General features: G+C 73.0%; 3 protein-coding genes. 1 reads left to right on the top strand and 2 read right to left on the bottom strand.

Annotated features, from left to right (window positions below; all coding sequences use genetic code 11):
- Positions 1-3 precede the first annotated feature (3 nt).
- Both OG710_RS13285 and OG710_RS13280 read right to left on the bottom strand, forming a co-directional pair.
- Complete coding sequence (locus tag OG710_RS13285; protein ID WP_330239530.1) at positions 4-204, bottom strand: acyl-CoA carboxylase epsilon subunit; 201 nt, start codon at positions 202-204, stop codon at positions 4-6.
- A 1-nt stretch (position 205) separates the two neighbouring features.
- Entirely contained in the window at positions 206-1,765 is a 1,560-nt protein-coding gene (locus tag OG710_RS13280) for an acyl-CoA carboxylase subunit beta (protein ID WP_330239529.1), read from the bottom strand.
- A gap of 316 nt (positions 1,766-2,081) precedes the next feature.
- Here OG710_RS13280 and OG710_RS13275 point away from each other — a divergent pair, with 316 nt between their 5' ends.
- Entirely contained in the window at positions 2,082-18,434 is a 16,353-nt protein-coding gene (locus OG710_RS13275; protein ID WP_443064251.1) for an SDR family NAD(P)-dependent oxidoreductase, read from the top strand.
- Positions 18,435-18,450 lie beyond the last annotated feature (16 nt).

Below are 18,450 nucleotides of genomic sequence, written 5' to 3'. Positions count from 1 at the left end.
TCCTTACGCAGTCGGTTGCGGGGCCGGCCAGGTGCCCGGGGGGCGCCAGCCCCGGGCCGGGCCCCAGTTGGACCGGGGTGGGGCGGCGGCGTGGGCGCCGGGCGCTTCCTGGACGCGCGTGGCCGTGAGCAGGACCAGGAGGACGGCTGCCAGTTCGGTGGGGGTCGGGGTTCCGCCTTCGATGCGGATCGGGGAGTCGGCCATGTCAGAACGGAGGGTTGCCGTGCTTGCGTTCGGGTAGCGGCACGTGCTTGGCGCGCAGTACGTCCAGGGCGTCGGCGAGGACCTGTCGGGTGGCGGCCGGGTCGATGACGTCGTCCACCAGGCCGCGCTCGGCCGCGTAGTACGGGTGCATCAATTCCTGGCGGTACTGCTTGACGCGCTGGGCGCGGGCCGCTTCCGGGTCGTCGGCGGCTGCGATCTCGCGGCGGAAGACCACGTTCGCGGCGCCCTCCGCGCCCATCACCGCGATCTCGTTGGTGGGCCAGGCGAAGGACAGGTCCGCGCCGATGGAGCGGGAGTCCATGACGATGTACGCGCCGCCGTACGCCTTGCGCAGGATCACCTGGACGCGGGGGACCGTCGCGTTGCAGTACGCGTACAGGAGCTTCGCGCCGTGCCGGATGACGCCGTTGTGCTCCTGGTCGCTGCCGGGCAGGAAGCCGGGCACGTCGACCAGTGTGACCAGCGGGATGCTGAACGCGTCGCAGGTCTGCACGAAGCGTGCGGCCTTTTCGGAGGCGTGGATGTCCAGGACGCCGGCGAGGGAGGCGGGCTGGTTGGCGACGATGCCGACGACGCGGCCGGCCAGCCGGGCCAGACCGCAGATGATGTTGGTCGCCCAGTTGGCGTGCACCTCGAAGAGGTCGCCGTCGTCCACGATCTCCTCGATCACCGCCCGCATGTCGTACGACAGGTTCGGATCGGCGGGGACCAGCCGGGCCAGGGCGTCGCCGGGCCGGTCGACCGGGTCCTCGCAGGGCACGGACGGCGGCAGCTCGCGGTTGTTGGACGGGAGGAGGGTGAGCAGATGGCGTACCTCCTCCAGGCACTCCTCCTCGGAGTCGTACAGGAACGCGCTCGCGCCCGACACCGTGGAGTGCACCTGGGCGCCGCCGAGGTCGTTGTGTGTGATCTTCTCGCCGGTGACGGCCTGTACGACGTCCGGGCCCGTGATGTACATCTGCGAGATGTCGCGGACCATGAACACGTAGTCGGTGAGGGCGGGGGAGTACGTCGCGCCGCCGGCGCACGGGCCGAGCATGACGCTGATCTGCGGGATCACCCCGGACGCGGCCACATTGCGGCGGAAGATGCCACCGTAACCGGCTAGAGCCGTTACGCCTTCCTGGATGCGGGCGCCCGCGCCGTCGCTGAGCGACACCAGCGGTGCCCCGGCCGCCAGGGCGAGGTCCATCACCTTGTGGATCTTCTGGGCGTGCGCCTCGCCGAGCGAACCGCCGAAGATCCGGAAGTCGTGGGCGTACACGAACACCCTGCGGCCCTCGACCTGGCCCCAGCCGGTCACCACACCGTCGGTGTGCGGCCTGCGGTCCTCCAGGCCGAATCCGGCCGCCCGGTGGCGGCGCAGCTGTTCGATCTCCCGGAAGGTCCCCGGATCGAACAGCAGGTCCAGCCGTTCGCGCACGGTCAGCTTGCCCCGCGCGCGCTGCGCCTCCGTGGCGCTCGGCGAAGGACCCAGCTCCACGGCCTCCTTGATGGCTCCTCGTTCGGCCACTCGGACACTGACATCGGCAACGGTCATGATCCACCCGTCTCTTCGGCCATCGGGCCCGCCGTTGGCGGCGCCCTGGGCAGTGCGTGTCATTGAAGGGGCCGGGGGCGCGCGCGGAGAACACCGACCACCCCCCTGACCGCTCCCCGACCCGCCGGAACCCCGGCCCAGCAGGCATCTCGTCCGCCATCACCCCTGTCACCGGCGGTTTCACCAGGGCGCGAGGGGCGCGCGGGCAGGGTCAACACCTGGGGGGATAGGGGTGTCGCCGCCCTTCGGGGGCGACCTAGCGTGCGGACACCCCGTGGCTGGAATGACTCGGGGCTTTCGTTACGAGCTTGGGAGCGTGCAGATGTCCGCGGGCTTCGATCCTGTCGCTGATGACATGTCCGGCGCGGAGGTCCGCCCGGAGGGACGCTCAGCGGGCCGTCCGGGCGAGGACCCCGGCGCCGCCCTGGCCGGCCGACTCTCGGGGCTTCCGCTGTCCGAGCAGACCCGGCTGCTGACCGACCTCGTCTGCGAGCACACCGCCGCGTGCCTGCGCAAGGTGCGCCCCGACACCGAGCCGGTGGTCGTCGCCCAAACCCCGTTCCGGGAACTCGGGCTGGATTCCATCGCCCTCGTGGACCTGCACGCGCGCGTCAACACGGCGACCGGGCTCGCCCTTCCCGTGACCGCCGCCTTCGACCACCCGAGCCCCGAACTGCTCGCGGACCACGTCTGTACGGAACTGCTGGGCGTCCCCGCCGGACGCGCCGCCGCCCAGGCCGTCGCGGAGCCGGTGGCGGCGTTCGACGGCGAGCCCATCGCGATCGTCGGCATCGGCGGACGGTTCCCCGGCGGCATCCGCTCGGCCGAGGACCTGTGGAACCTGGTCGACGCGGGCGGCAGCGCCGTCGGGCCGTTCCCCGACAACCGGGGCTGGGACCTGGACGCCCTGTTCGCGGACGACCCCACCCTTCCCGGCACCTGCTCCACGCAAACCGGCGGCTTCCTGCACGACGCCGCCGAGTTCGACGCCGAGTTCTTCGGGATCGGGCCGCGCGAGGCCCTCGCCATGGACCCGCAGCAGCGGCTCCTCCTGGAGACGGCTTGGGAGGCGCTGGAGCGTACCGGCATCGACCCGACGTCGCTGCGCGGCAGCCGTACGGGCGTGTTCATCGGAGCCGGTCCCTCCGAGTACGGGCCCCGCGTACAGGACGCCCCCGAGAACCTGACCGGGTACCTCGTCACCGGCGGCGCGCTCAGCGTGACCTCCGGGCGGGTGGCGTACGCGCTCGGCCTGGAGGGGCCCGCGCTCACCGTGGACACCGCCTGCTCCGGCTCGCTGGTCTCGCTGCACCTCGCCGTGCAGTCGCTGCGCCGGGGCGAGTGCTCGATGGCGCTGGCCGGCGGCGTCACCGTCCTCAGCTCCCCCGGCCTGTTCACGGAGTTCAGCAGGCAGCGCGGACTCGCCCCGGACGGACTGATCAAGGCGTTCGCGGACGGCGCGGACGGGACCTCCTTCGCGGAGGGCGTCGGCCTGCTCGTCGTGGAACGGCTCTCCGACGCACGGCGCAACGGGCACACGGTCCTCGCCGTCGTCCGGGGCTCGGCCATCAACCAGGACGGCGCGAGCAACGGGCTCACCGCCCCCAGCGGCACCGCCCAGCAGCGCGTCATCGCCCAGGCACTCGCCGACGCCGGGCTGACCGCCGCCGAGGTGGACGCGGTCGAGGCGCACGGCACCGGCACCACCCTCGGCGACCCGATCGAGGCGAGCGCCCTCATCGCCACGTACGGCAGGGACCGGCCCGCGGACCGGCCGCTGTGGCTCGGCTCGGTGAAGTCGAACCTCGGCCACACCCAGGCCGCCGCCGGGGTCGCCGGGCTGATGAAGATGATCATGGCAATGCGGAACGGGGTCCTTCCCCGCACACTGCACGTCGACACCCCCAGCGGCAACGTGGACTGGTCCGCGGGGACCGTTCAGCTGCTCACCGAGCCCGTTCCGTGGCCGCGCGAGCAGGACCGGCCGCGCCGGGCCGGCGTCTCCGGCTTCGGAATCAGCGGCACCAACGCCCATGTGATCGTGGAGGAACCGCCGGCGGACGACGAGCCACCGGTCGCGGCGGCACCGGCCGCAGGGCCCGTGCTCGTGCCGGTCGGCGCGCGCTCCGAAGAAGGGCTGCGCGCGCAGGCCGCCCGGCTGGCCGACTTCCTGGACGAGCGGGGCGACCTCACGGCCGCCGACCTCGGCCACGCGCTCGGCACGAACCGCGCCGCACTCGAACACCGCGCCGCGGTGGTGGCCGACGGCCGGGACGAGCTGCTGGCCGGCCTGCGGGAGGTCGCGGCCGGGGGCGGGGGCGGGGGCGCCGGGGTCGCCGGGGCTGAAGGGACCGCCGGGGCTAACGGCTCCCACGCCGTGCCCGCTCGCGCCGCCGGCGTCCGCACCGGCACACTCCCCGCCGGGCGGCTCGCCTTCCTCTTCACCGGGCAGGGCAGCCAGCGGCTCGCCATGGGCCGACGTCTGTACGACACTTACCCGGTGTTCGCGGACGCCCTTGCCGACGCCATCGGCTGGCTCGACCTCCAGCTCGACCTCTCGCTGTGGGACGTCCTGTTTGCCGAGGAGGGCTCGCGGGAAGCGGCCCTGCTCGATCAGACGCGGTACGCGCAGACCGCGCTGTTCGCCGTGGAAGTGGCGCTGTTCCGGCTCGTCGAGTCCTGGGGCATCCGGCCCGACTTCCTGGCAGGCCACTCCATTGGCGAGATCGCGGCCGCCCATGTCGCCGGGGTGCTCAACCTGGAGGACGCTGCGATCCTCGTCGGCGCCCGCGGCCGGCTGATGCAGGAACTCCCGTCCGGCGGGGCGATGATCGCCGTCCGGGCCACCGAGGAGGAGGTCGCTCCGTTCCTCGGCGAGCAGGTCGCCGTGGCCGCGCTCAACGGCCCCGGCTCGCTCGTGCTCTCCGGCGAGGAGGCGGCCACCGTCGCGCTGGCCGAACGCTTCGCCGCGCAGGGCCGCAAGACCAAGCGGCTCCAGGTGAGCCACGCCTTCCACTCGCCGCTGATGGCGCCGATGCTGGAGGAGTTCCGCCGGATCGCCGGCGTCCTGACCTACTCCGTGCCAACCATCCCCGTCGTCTCCACCGTCACCGGACGCCTCGCCACCTCCGGCGAACTGTGCTCCCCGGACTACTGGACCGGGCACGTCAGCAGCGCCGTGCGCTTCGCGGACGCGATGGACTGGCTCGTCGGACAGGGCGGCGCCCGCACCTTCCTGGAGCTGGGCCCGGACGGTGTCCTGAGCGCCCTCGGACAGGGCTGCCTTCCCGAGGAACGCGAGTCCGACACCCTCTTCGCCCCGCTGATCCGCGCCGGCAAGGACGAGGTCCGCGAGGCGCTGGGCGCCGCCGGTCTCGCCCACGCACGGGGCGCGCGCATCGACTGGGAGGCGCTGTACGCGGGGCACGCCACGCGCCGTGTCGAGCTGCCCACGTACGCCTTCCGTACGCGCCGCTACTGGCTGAGCCCTGAGCCGTCCGCCGCCACCGGGCTCGGCCGGCTCGCCTCGCAGCACCCCGTGCTGACCTCGGCCGGTGACCTCGCCGGGACCGGCACCACCGTCCTCACCGGACGCGTGTCGCCGCGCACGCACCCGTGGACCGCCGACCACACGATCGCCGGCGTCACCCTGCTGCCGGGCACCGCCCTCGTCGAACTCGCCCTGCGTGCCGCTACGGAGACCGGCTGCGGGCTCGTCGAGGAACTGACCCTCCAGGCCCCGTTGGTACTGCCTGCGACCGGGGGCGTGGACCTCCAGGTCGTCGTGGCCCCGGCCGACGAGTCGGGCCGCCGGAGCGTCGAGTGCTTCTCCCGCCCGGACGGTGCCGAAACCTCCGAGGACGCCTGGACCCGCCACGCCACCGGCACCCTGGCCCCGGCCGCACCCGCACCGGACACCGGCGCACTGTCCGGTGCCTGGCCGCCGGCCGGAGCCGTACCGCTCGACGTCAGCACCCTGTACGCCGACATGGCCGACGAGGGCTACGGGTACGGGCCCGCCTTCCACGGCGTGCGCGCCGCCTGGCTGCTCGACGGCGAGGTGTACGCCGACGTCGAACTCCCCGAGCACGTACGGGCCGACGCACCGGGCTACGGACTGCACCCGGCACTGCTCGACGCCGCCCTGCACCCCGCCGACCACGCCCTCGCCACGGCCGGCAACCGGCCCGAGGGCACCTGGATTCCGTTCTCCTGGAACAGGGCCGCCCTGTACGCGGCCGGCGCTTCCGCCGTGCGCGTACGCATCGCCGCGCGCGGCCCCGAGGAACTGGACGTGACGGTCGCCGACGCGACCGGGGCCCCCGTCGCCCGCGTCGAGTCGCTGCTGCTGCGCGCGGTCACCGCCGGACAGCTCACCGCGGACCGCTCGGACCCGCTGCTCGCCGTGCGATGGAACGCGACCGAACTCCCTTCGGGTGAAGCGGCCTTCACCGGGTTTGGCGAGGTCACGGGTGAGGAAGTCCCGCCCGTCGTCGTCTACCGCACCCCGCCCACCCCGGACGGCGATGTGCCCGCCGCCGTGCGCGCCGTCACCGCCGACGCGCTCGCCGCCGTACAGCAATGGCTCGCGGACGACCGGTACGCCGGGGCGAAGCTCGCCGTCGTCACCCGGAGCGGGGCCGCCGTGCCCGGCACCGATATGGACCTCGGCCAGGCGCCCGTCTGGGGCCTGGTGCGCTCGGCGGAGGCGGAGAACCCCGGCCGGTTCGTGCTCCTCGACACCGACGACGCCGCAGCCGCACACCTCGGCCGCGCCCTGGCCGCCGCCGGGTCCGAGCCGGAGATGGCGCTGCGCGGCGACCGCCTGTACGTCCCCCGGCTGGCCGCCGTGCCCGTCCTGGACGAGGAACGGCCCGCGCCCTGGCACGACAACGGCACCGTGCTGCTGACCGGTGGCACGGGCGGTGTGGGCGCCGAACTCGCCCGCCACCTGGTCCGCGAGCACGGCGTACGGCACCTGATCCTCACCAGCCGGCGAGGCGCGGACGCCCCCGGCGCACGGGAACTCGTCGCCGACCTGGCCGCGGCGGGCGCCGAGGCCACGGTCAGCGCCATCGACGTCGCCGACCGGGACGCGCTCGCCGCCCTGCTCGCCGACGTCCCGTCCGCGCACCCGCTGCGCGCCGTCGTGCACGCCGCAGGGGTCATCGACGACGGACTCGTCGGCCATCTCACCGCCGACCGGCTCGACACCGTGCTGCGGCCCAAGGTGGACGCCGCCTGGCATCTGCACGAGCTGACGGCCGACCTCGACCTCGCCGCCTTCGTCCTCTTCTCCTCCGCATCAACCGTTTTGGACGGTGCCGGGCAGGGTAACTACGCGGCCGCCAACCTCTTCCTGGACGCGCTCGCAGCCCGCCGGTCCGCCGCCGGGCAGGTCGTGACCTCGCTCGCCTGGGGCCTGTGGGCCGGTGGCGGCGGGATGGGCGCCTCGCTCGACGCCGCCGCGCTGACCCGCATCGAGCGCCTGGGCCTGGACTCGCTGTCCTTCGCGGAGAACCTCGCCCAGCTCGACAAGGCCCTCACCACCACGTACGAGCCGGCCGTCGTCCCCGTACGCGTCAACCAGCGCGCTGTCCGCAACCGCACGGATGGTACGCCCACCCTGCTGCGCGGCCTGGTACGCCCCCGTACGGTGCCCGCCGCGCAGGCAGCGGCCGGGGCGCCCGCCGCCACGGGGGCCGGTCCGCTGGCGGCGCGTCTCGCCGAGTTGGGCGCGGCCGACCGGCTGGCGTACGTCCTGCGCATGGTGCGTGCCGAGACGGCCGCTGTTCTCGGCTACCAGAGCGCCGACGAGGTCAGTGCCACCCGCGCGTTCATGGAAACCGGGTTTGACTCGCTGGCGGCCGTGGAACTGCGCAACCGGCTCGCGGCGGCGACCGGGCTGCGGCTGAGCGCGACCCTGACCTTCGACTACCCCACGGCCACGGCCCTCGCCGAACACCTGGTGACCAAGCTCCTGGGCGAGGCAACGGCGGCGGGTCCGGCGGCTCCGGCGGCCGGCGGCGGTGTCACGGACGACGACCCGGTCGTCATCGTCTCCATGGCCTGCCGCTATCCGGGCGGCGTGTCGTCGCCCGAGGAACTGTGGCAGCTCGTCGCGGAAGGCTCGGATGCCATCGGCCCCTTTCCCACCGACCGGGGCTGGGACACCGATCTGTACGACCCGGAGATCGGAAAGCCCGGACGCACGTATTCGACGGAGGGCGCGTTCCTCTACGAAGCCGCCCAGTTCGACCCGGCGTTCTTCGGGATCAGCCCGCGTGAGGCGCAGGCCATGGACCCGCAGCAGCGGCTCCTCCTGGAGGTCGCCTGGGAGACGTTCGAGCGGGCCGGGATCGACCCGCGCTCGGTGAAGGGAAGCTCCACCGGAGTGTTCGCCGGGGTGATGTACCACGACTGGGGGCTGCGGCTGGGCCCGCTCCCCGACGATGTGGCCGGCTACCACGGCAACGGCAGCCTCGCCAGCGTGGTGTCGGGCCGGGTGGCGTACACGCTGGGGCTCGAAGGGCCCGCCGTCAGTGTGGACACGGCGTGCTCGTCGTCGCTGGTCGCGCTGCACATGGCGGCCCGCGCGCTACGGGCGGGCGAGTGCTCGCTCGCCCTCGCTGGCGGCGTCACGGTCATGTCCACGCCGGACACCTTCCTGGACATGGCCCGTCAGCGCGGCCTCTCCTCGGACGGCCGCTGCAAGTCCTTCGGGGCGGGCGCGGACGGTACGGGGTGGGGCGAGGGCGCCGGGGTGCTGCTCCTTGAGCGGCTGTCCGACGCGCGACGCAACGGCCACCGAGTGCTGGCGGTGGTCCGGGGCTCGGCGCTCAACCAGGACGGCGCCAGCAACGGCCTCACCGCCCCCAACGGACCCGCCCAACAGCGCGTGATCCGTGGCGCGCTCGCCAACGCCGGTCTGTCGGCCGCCGAGGTCGACGTCGTCGAGGCGCACGGCACGGGCACCCGGCTCGGTGACCCGATCGAGGCGCAGGCGCTCCTGGAGACCTACGGCCAGGAACGGCCGGAGGGCCGGCCGCTGTGGCTGGGGTCCATCAAGTCGAACATGGGCCACACGCAGGCGGCTGCCGGTGTCGCGGGCATCATCAAGATGGTCATGGCCATGCGCCACGGCGTGCTTCCCAAGTCCCTGTACGCGGAAACCCCTTCGGACCAGGTGGACTGGTCGGCGGGTGAGGTGGAGCTGCTGACGGAGGCCCGTGAGTGGGCGCCGGCCGGACATCCGAGGCGCGCGGGCATCTCGTCGTTCGGGATCAGCGGGACGAACGCGCACGTGATCATCGAGGAGGCGGAGGACGAGGCGCGCGAGGAGGCGCCGGCCGCACAGGCCGGTGAGCCCCCCGCACTGCTCGCGTGGCCCGTCTCTGGGGCGACTCCGGACGCGCTGAAGGCCCAGGCCGCGCGTCTACGCGATCGGCTCGACCAGCTCCCCGACGCCTCCCTGGCCCCGGCCGCCCGCATCCTTGCCACCGGCCGCGCCGCCCTGGAACACCGCGCACTCGCACTGGGCGCCGACCGGGTGGAACTGGCCGACGCGCTGGAGTCGCTGTCCGGTGCGGACAGCGTGCGCGAGGGCAGGACGGCGTTCCTGTTCACGGGTCAGGGTGCGCAGCGGTTGGGGATGGGGCGTGAGTTGTGGGCTGCGTTTCCGGTGTTCGCGGGGGCGTTTGATGCGGTGTGTGTGGAGGTAGACGCGCATCTTGATCGTGGGTTGCGGGGGGTGGTGTGGGGGAATGACGCGGAGTTGTTGAACTCGACTGCGTACACGCAGCCTGCGTTGTTTGCGTTCGAGGTGGCGTTGTTCCGGCTGGTGGAGTCGTGGGGCGTCAGGCCTGACGTTGTGGTTGGTCACTCGATTGGGGAGTTGGCCGCTGCGCATGTTGCTGGGGTGCTGTCTCTGGCCGATGCGGCGAAGCTCGTTGTCGCCCGTGGTCGGTTGATGCAGGCTCTGCCCGTCGGTGGGGCGATGGTTGCTGTGCAGGCGTCCGAAGATGAGGTCGGTGCGATTCTTACCTCCGGGGTAGGAATCGCCGCGGTCAATGGTCCTCGGTCTGTGGTCGTTTCGGGTGTGGAGTCCGAGGCGGTTGCCGTGGGCGACCACTTCACGGCTCTGGGCCGGAAGACAAGCCGTCTGACCGTCTCGCACGCGTTCCATTCCTCGCTGATGGAACCGATGCTGGACGAATTTCGGGCCGTCGCCGCCGAGCTGGCGTTCCACGAGCCCCACACGTCTGTCGTCTCCACTGTTACTGGCGACCTGTCTGCGGATTGGCAGTTGCCGGAGTACTGGGTGGAGCAGGTCCGTCGTCCTGTCCGCTTCGCGGACGCCGTAAACGCGGCCGAAGCCTTCGGTGCTCGTACGTTCATCGAGATCGGCCCCGACGCGATCCTCACCGCCCTCGGCGCCGGTTCCGCCACCGACGACACCACGGCCTTCATTCCTCTCGTACGCAAGGACCGCGACGAACGCCGCGAGGCGCTGGCCGGTCTCGGCGCCGCCTGGGCGCGGGGTGCGGACGTCGACTGGGAGGGGCTGTTGGGGGCCGCCGGGCCACTGGTCGACCTGCCCACGTACGCCTTCCAGCGCAAGCGCTACTGGCTTGATGTCACCGCGAAGACGGGGGACGTGGGGTCGGCCGGGTTGGATGCCGTGGAGCATCCGGTGCTCAGTGCCGCCGTGGTGGCGCCGGAGTCGGGGGCGGTCGTGCTGACCGGCCGGCTGTCGGCGGCCGGTCAGCCCTGGGTGGCGGACCACGGAGTGCACGGGGCGGTTCTGCTGCCGGGCACCGGCTTCGTGGAGCTGGCCGTGCGCCTCGGCGACCAGGTTGGCTGTGACCTTCTGGAGGAACTGACCCTGGAGGCGCCGCTCGTCCTGCCCGAGCACGGTGGCGCCTCCCTGCGCGTCGCCGCCGGGGCCCCCGACGCATCGGGCCGCCGTCCGCTGCACATCCACTCGCGCCTCGACGGTGCCCCCGAGAACGCCTGGACCCGGCACGCCACCGGCTTCCTTGCTACGGGCGCACCGCCGCAGGTGCCCGGTGCGGACCTCACACAGTGGCCGCCGCGCGGCGCCACGCCCGTCGAGGTCGAGGGCGCGTACGAGCGATTGAGCGAGCGCGGTTACGGGTACGGGCCCGCGTTCCAGGGGCTGACGGCCGCCTGGCGGCGCGGCGACGAACTGTTCGCCGAGGTCGCGCTGCCCGAGGCCGTACGTGCCGAGGCCAGCGACTACGGGCTGCATCCGGCCCTCCTCGACACCGCCATGCATGTGGACGTGCTGGTCGACCAGGGCGAGGGCGGCACCGAAGCCCTGCTGCCGTTCGCCTGGAGCGGCGTCTCCCTGCATGCGTCGGGTGCTGCCGCGCTGCGCGTGTACGTACGGCGCATCCGGGGCGCGGAGGAGTCGGCGATGGTCGTCGCCGACGAGACCGGCAGCCCTGTGATGACGGTGTCCTCGCTGATCTGCCGTCCGGTCGCCGCCGAGCAGCTGGCCCCGGCCGAAGGGCCTCTTTCGGACGCCCTGCATCACATCGAGTGGACGCCGCTCCAGCAGCCGGCCGCACCGCTGCCGTCTTCGCCCGCCGTGCTGGACGAGTACGGGTTGGCGATCCTGTCCGAGCCGTCGGCCGTCGTCCTGGCCTGCCGTCCGACCCCGGCGGGCTGGCCGGTCCCCGAGGCGACCCGCACCACCACCTCGTATGTGCTGGACCAGCTGCAGTCCTGGCTCACCGACGACCGGTTCGAGGCCACGACCCTCGTCGTCGTGACGCGGGGCGCCGTGGCCATCGGCCGGGGCGCCGCACCCGATCTCACCCAGGCCCCCGTGTGGGGCATCGTCCGGGCGGCACAGGCCGAGAATCCGGGCCGGATCGTCCTGCTGGACGTGGACCCGGCCGACGACCTCGACACGGACGGCTTCCCGGACCTCGTGGCTGCGGCCCTGGCCCAGGGCGAGCCCGAACTCGCCCGGCGCGACGGCAGCTTCCTCATCCCCCGGCTCGTCCGTACCGCCGTGCCCGAGAGCGACGCCCCCTGGGACGGCGAGCGCACCGTGGTGGTCACCGGCGGCACCGGCGGCCTCGGCGCGCGCGTCGCCCAGCACCTGGTCGAGCGCCACGGCGTCCGCCATCTCCTGCTCACCAGCCGCCGGGGCCTTGACGCTCCGGGCGCGGCCGAACTGCGCGACCGGCTCGTGGCGGCCGGGGCGGCGGATGTCCGAATCGCCGCGTGCGATGTTTCGGACCGGGAAGCGCTGGCCGCAGTCCTCGACGCCATTCCGCAGACGCACCCGCTGGGCGGGGTCGTGCACGCGGCCGGCGTCGTGGCGCCGGGCCTGATCGGCGCGCTCACGCCGGACAGTCTGGACACCGTGCTGCGGCCCAAGGCGGACGCGGCCTGGCATCTGCACGAGCTGACCGCCGACCGGGATCTTTCGGCGTTCGTGATGTTCTCCTCCGCCGGCGGCCTCGTCCTTCCCGCCGGACAGGGCAACTATGCGGCGGCCAACGTCTTCCTTGACGCCCTCGCGGCGCACCGGCACGCCCTCGGGCTGCCCGCCACCTCACTCGCGTACGGACTGTGGGCCGTCAACACCGGACTCGGCGGCGAACTCACCGACGCCGACGTGGAGAAGATGAACCGGCTCGGGCTGCCCGCCCTGCCGGCGGACCGGGGCATCGCCCTCTTCGACGAAGGGCTGCGCGCCCGGCACGCCCTGGTCGCCCCACTCCTCGTGGACGCGGCCGCCCTGCACGCACGGGGCTCCGACGTGCCACCGCTGCTGCGGGCCGCCGCAGCCGCGGCCCGCCCGGCGCTGCGCCGCACGGCCGCTGCCGCGCCGGTCGGCGACAGCCTGGCCCGGCGACTGGCGTCCCTGACCGCGGCCGAACGCGTACGCACCCTGCGCGAGCTGGTCGTCGGGCAGGTCGCGGCCGTCCTCGGCCACGACTCGGCGGACAGCGTCGGTGTGGACCGTGCGTTCAAGGAGCTGGGTTTCGACTCCCTGGCCGCGGTGGAACTGCGTAACGCGCTCAACGCCGCGACCGGGCTCCGACTGCCCGTAACACTCGTCTTCGACTACCCCAACACGCGGGCCGTCGCCGACTACCTGGACACCGAACTCGGCGGCACACAGGAGGAGGCGATCGCCGAGCCGACTCCGGTGGCGGCGGGTTCCTACGACGAGCCGATCGCGATCGTCGGCATCAGCTGCCGGTTCCCCGGCGGCGTCCGCAACGCCGAAGACCTGTGGAACCTGCTCGCCGAGGGGCGCGACGCGGTAGCCGGGTTCCCCGCCGACCGCGGCTGGGACACCGAGGGAATCTACGACCCCGAGCCCGGCCTGCATGGAAAGACGTATGCGCGGGAAGGCGGCTTCCTTTACGACGCTGCCGAGTTCGACCCGGCGTTCTTCGGGATCAGCCCGCGCGAGGCCGTCGCCATGGACCCGCAGCAACGGCTGCTGCTCCAATCGGCGTGGGAGGCGTTCGAGGACGCCGGAATCGACCCGACCGCCATGCGCGGCAGCCAGACCGGTGTGTACGCGGGCGTGATGTACCACGACTACGCCTCGCGCCTCCAGCACATCCCCGACGACGTCGCCGGCTACCTCGGCAACGGCACCGCGGCCTCCATCCTCACCGGCCGCGTCGCCTACACGCTCGGTCTGGAAGGGCCTGCGGTGAGCGTGGACACGGCATGCTCGTCGTCGCTCGTCGCCCTGCACATGGCCTGCCAGGCACTGCGGCGCGGCGAGGTCGGCATGGCACTCGCGGGCGGCGTCACCGTGATGTCGACGCCCGAGATCTATGTGGAGTTCGCCCAACAGCGCGGGCTCGCCCCCGACGGCCGCTGCAAGGCGTTCGCGGGCGGCGCGGACGGTACGGGCTGGGCGGAAGGCGTCGGCCTGCTCCTCGTCGAGCGGCTGTCCGACGCGGAACGCCTCGGGCACGACGTCCTCGCCGTCATCCGGGGCTCCGCCATCAACCAGGACGGCGCGAGCAACGGCCTCACCGCCCCGAACGGCCCCTCCCAGCAGCGCGTCATCCAGCGCGCCCTCGCCGCGAGCGGCCTCACCACCGCCGACGTGGACCTCGTGGAGGGCCACGGCACCGGCACCCGGCTCGGTGACCCGATCGAGGCGCAGGCCCTCCTCGCCACCTACGGCCAGGGGCGCACCGTCGACGCCCCGGTGTGGCTCGGCTCCATCAAGTCGAACATCGGCCACGCCCAGGCCGCGGCCGGCGTCAGCGGAGTCATCAAGTCCGTCCTGGCCCTGCGCCACGGCCTGATGCCCAAGACCCTGCACGTGGACGAGCCGTCGCCCGAGGTGGACTGGGAGGCCGGGCACGTACGCCTCCTCACCGAGGCCCGGCCCTGGCCGCGCCGCGAGGACCGTCCGCGTCGTGCGACCGTTTCCTCGTTCGGGCTCAGCGGCACCAACGCCCACCTGATCGTGGAGGAGGCCCCGCAGCCGCAGCGGCCCGCCGACGAGCCGCAGGCCCGCCCGGACCTCGCGCACCCGCTGCCCCTGCTGCTGTCCGGCTCCGACGCGGAAGCGCCTGCGCGCCAGGCCGCCGCCCTTCGCGACCGTCTGCGTGCCGCACCGGATCTGGACCTGCGCGACCTCGCCCACACCCTGACCACCGGGCGGGCCCGCCTCGAACACCGTGGCCTGGTCCTGGCCACGGACACGGAGAGCGCACTGCGTGAACTGGACGCCTTCGCAGCCGGCGAGGGCGTACGTGGCGCGGTGATCAAGGGACGGACGGCGTTCCTATTTACGGGTCAGGGTGCGCAGCGGTTGGGGATGGGGCGTGAGTTGTACGAGGCGTTTCCGGTGTTCGCGGGGGCGTTTGATGCGGTGTGCGGTGAGGTAGACGCGCACCTTGCCACGGGGTTGCGGGGTGTGGTGTGGGGGAACGACGCGGAGTTGTTGAACTCGACCGCGTACACGCAGCCTGCGCTTTTTGCTTTCGAAGTCGCGCTGTTCCGTCTGGTCGAGAGCTGGGGCGTCAAGCCGGACATCGTCATCGGTCACTCGATTGGGGAGCTGGCCGCTGCGCATGTTGCTGGGGTGCTGTCTCTGGCAGATGCGGCGAAGTTGGTCGTGGCTCGTGGTCGGTTGATGCAGGCTCTGCCCGTCGGTGGGGCGATGGTTGCTGTGCAGGCGTCCGAAGATGAGGTCGGTGCGATTCTTACCTCCGGGGTAGGAATCGCCGCGGTCAATGGTCCTCGGTCTGTGGTCGTTTCGGGTGTGGAGTCCGAGGCGGTTGTCGTGGGCGACCACTTCGCGTCTCTGGGTCGGAAGACCAGTCGTCTTTCCGTTTCGCACGCGTTCCATTCCTCGCTGATGGAACCGATGCTCGACGACTTCCGAGCTGTCGCGGCCGGGTTGACGTTCACCGAGCCGAACTTCTCGGTCGTTTCTACGGTGTCCGGTGCTCTGTCGTCGGACTGGCAGTCGCCGGAGTACTGGGTGGAGCAGGTCCGGCGCCCTGTCCGGTTCGCGGACGCCGTAAACGCGGCCGAAGCCTTGGGTGCTCGTACGTTCGTAGAGATCGGCCCCGACGCGATCCTCACCGCGCTTGGTGCAGGTTCTGCCACCGACGACACCACGGCCTTCATTCCTCTCGTACGCAAGGACCGCGACGAACCCCGCGAGGCACTGGCCGGTCTCGGGGCCGCCTGGGCGCGAGGCGCGGACGTGGATTGGGAGGTGTTCCACGCGGGAACGGGGGCGCGGAAGGCGGACCTTCCCACGTACCCCTTCCTGCGCACCCGCTACTGGCTGGACGCTCCCGCGGCTGTCGGCGACGCGGCCGGGCTCGGGCAGTTGCCCGCCGGGCACCCGCTGCTCAGTGCGGTGGTCGTCTCGGCGGAGACAGGGGCCCCGGTGCTCACCGGCCGGCTGTCCGTCGCCACGCACCCCTGGCTCGCGGATCACGCCGTGCACGGCAGTGTGCTGCTGCCCGGCACCGCGTACATCGAGATGGCGCTCAGGGCCGGGCACGAGGCCGGTTGCGCCCAGCTGGAGGAGCTGACACAGGAGACGCCGCTGCTGCTGCCGGCGAAGGGCGGCGTGGCCGTCCAGGTCACCGTGGGCGAGGCGGACGAGGCCGGGCGGCGCGACGTCGTCGTCTACTCGCGCGCCGAGGAGCTGCCGGCCGACGCGCCGTGGACCCGTAACGCGAGGGGCGTCCTCGCCGTCGAACCCGCGCCCGTTGTCCCGGACCTGGAGTCCTGGCCGCCGGCCGGGGCGCAGCCGGTGGACGTGAGCGGGATGTACGAGGACCTGGCCGGGCTCGGGTACGGGTACGGGCCGGTGTTCCAGGGGCTGACGGCCGCCTGGCGGCGCGGGGACGAACTGTTCGCGGAGATCGGCCTGCCCGAGCACGCCCGCACCGAGGCCGCCGCGTTCGCCCTGCACCCCGCGCTGCTCGACGCGGCGCTGCACGTGGAGCGCGTCTTCGACGGGGACCACGACGGGCCCGTCCGGGCTGCCCTGCCGTTCGCCTGGAACGGGGTCACCCTGCACGCCACCGGGGCGGCTGCCCTGCGCGTACGGCTGACGAAGCCGGGTCCGGACGCCGTCGCGCTGCGGATCACCGCTCCGACCGGCGAGCCCGTGGCCACCGTCGAGTCGCTGGTCGTCCGCGAGGTTTCCGCCGCCCAGCTGGCGGGAAGCGGGAACGGCCGGGGCACCGAGCTGTTCCGTATCGACTGGCAGGCACCGCAGCCCGTCAGCGGACCGGTGGGCGGCACCGACGACTGGCTGGTCGTCGGGAGTGCGCTGCCGGGCATCCGGTCAGTCTCCACGCTCGCCGAGGCCGTCGCGGAGCCGACGGTTCCGGGCACGGTGCTGCTGACCGCGCCTGACGTCTCCGATGTCTTCGGAACAACGGGTGGCGTACCCGAACGGGTCCGTACGTCCGTGGGGCGGCTCCTCGACACGCTCGGACAGTGGCTGGCCGAGGCCCGGTTCGCGGACACGCGGCTGGTGCTCGTCACCCGTGACGCCGTCGTCGCGGTGGACGGGGACGCGGTGGACTGCGTACAGGCACCGCTGTGGGGTGTGCTGCGCGCGGCGCAGGCCGAGAACCCCGGGCGGTTCACCGCCGTCGATCTCGACGCGTCGCCCGAGTCCCTCGCGGCCCTGCCCGCCGCCCTGGCCACGGGCGAGACCGAGATCGCCGTACGCGGCGGAACGGTCCTCGTCCCTCGGTACGCCCCCGCCACCAGCGGCGGTACTGCCATGGAGTGGCGCCGGGACGGCACCGTCCTGATCACCGGCGGTACCGGACTGCTGGGTGCGGTGCTCGCCCGGCACCTCGTCGCCGAACAGGGCGTCCGCCATCTCGTCCTCACCAGCCGGCGCGGCGCCGACGCACCCGGTGCGGCCGAGCTGCACGCCGAACTCATGGAGGCGGGCGCCGCGTCCGTGCGGATCGTCGCCGTGGACGCCGCCGATCGGTACGCGCTCGCCGCACTGCTGGACGACATCCCTGCCGAGCACCCGCTGACCGGGGTTGTGCACGCGGCCGGGGTCATGGACAACGCGCTGGTCGGGGCGGTCACCCCGGAGCAGGTCGGCAAGGTGCTGCGGCCGAAGGTGGACGCCGCATGGCATTTGCACGAGCTGACCCGGAACCTGGAACTGACGGTGTTCGTCCTGTACTCGTCGGCGGGAGGCCAGATCCTTCCCGCCGGACAGGCCACCTATGCGGCGGCCAACGTCTTCCTCGACGCGCTCGCCGCCGAACGGAGGGCCGCCGGCCTCGCCGCGACCTCGCTGGCCTGGGGTTTGTGGGAGGGCACGGTCGGGGAAGGGCCCGAACTCACCGACGCCGATCTCCGCCGGATGGGCCGCTCCGGAGTCCTGGAACTGTCCTTCCCGGACGGTCTCGCACTGTTCGACGCGGCCATGGCCCAGGACGCGGCGCTGCTTGCCCCGGTCCGGCTCGACCGCGCCGCACTGCGCGAGCGGGCCGACGAGATCCCGGCCCTGTTGCGCGGCCTGGTCGGGCTACCCGCCCGCAAGGCCTCCAAACCTGCCGCCGTACAGGCTGCCGGCGCCGGCGACAGCGGGGGTTCCCTCGTACGCGCCAAGCTGGCCGGACTGCACACGGGACCGGAGCGGGACCGTTATCTGGAGGAGCTGGTACGCGGCCATGCCGCCGCCGTACTCGGGCACGGCGACCCGTCCGGTGTCGCCGCCGACCGGGGCTTCACCGAGCTGGGCCTCGACTCGCTCGGCGCGATCGAGCTGCGCAACCGGTTGCAGAAGGCGACGGGGCTGCGGCTGCCCGCCACCCTGATGTTCGACTACCCCAACGCGGCCGCTCTTGCCGGATTCCTGCGGGAGGAGCTGGCACCCGAACCGGCGGCGCAGGATGCGACCGGCGGCGCCGCGGGCATGGACGACGAGGCCGTCCGACGGGCCCTCCAGTCGATCTCCACTGCCCGTCTGCGCGAGGCCGGGCTGCTCGACACCCTCCTCGGCCTGGCGCGGGCGGCCGAAGAACCGGGTCAGGCCGGTTCGGCCGCCGAGACCACGACCGAAGAACCGGGGCAGGCCATCGAGGAGATGGCCGTGGACGACCTCGTACGAGCCGCCCTGGCCGGCGGCGAACTCAGCTGATCCCGACGCTGGATGA

Origin of the sequence: Streptomyces sp. NBC_00525 (assembly GCF_036346595.1) — a bacterium.
Taxonomy (GTDB): domain Bacteria; phylum Actinomycetota; class Actinomycetes; order Streptomycetales; family Streptomycetaceae; genus Streptomyces.
Note: the sequence above shows the minus strand (reverse complement) of the source record. Positions and strands in the feature narration are given on the sequence as shown.

Coding starts and splice junctions, on each gene's coding strand:
- OG710_RS13285 (WP_330239530.1), bottom strand. CDS start 204: ATGGCCGACTCCCCGATCCGCATCGAAGGCGGAACCCCGACCCCCACC.
- OG710_RS13280 (WP_330239529.1), bottom strand. CDS start 1,765: ATGACCGTTGCCGATGTCAGTGTCCGAGTGGCCGAACGAGGAGCCATC.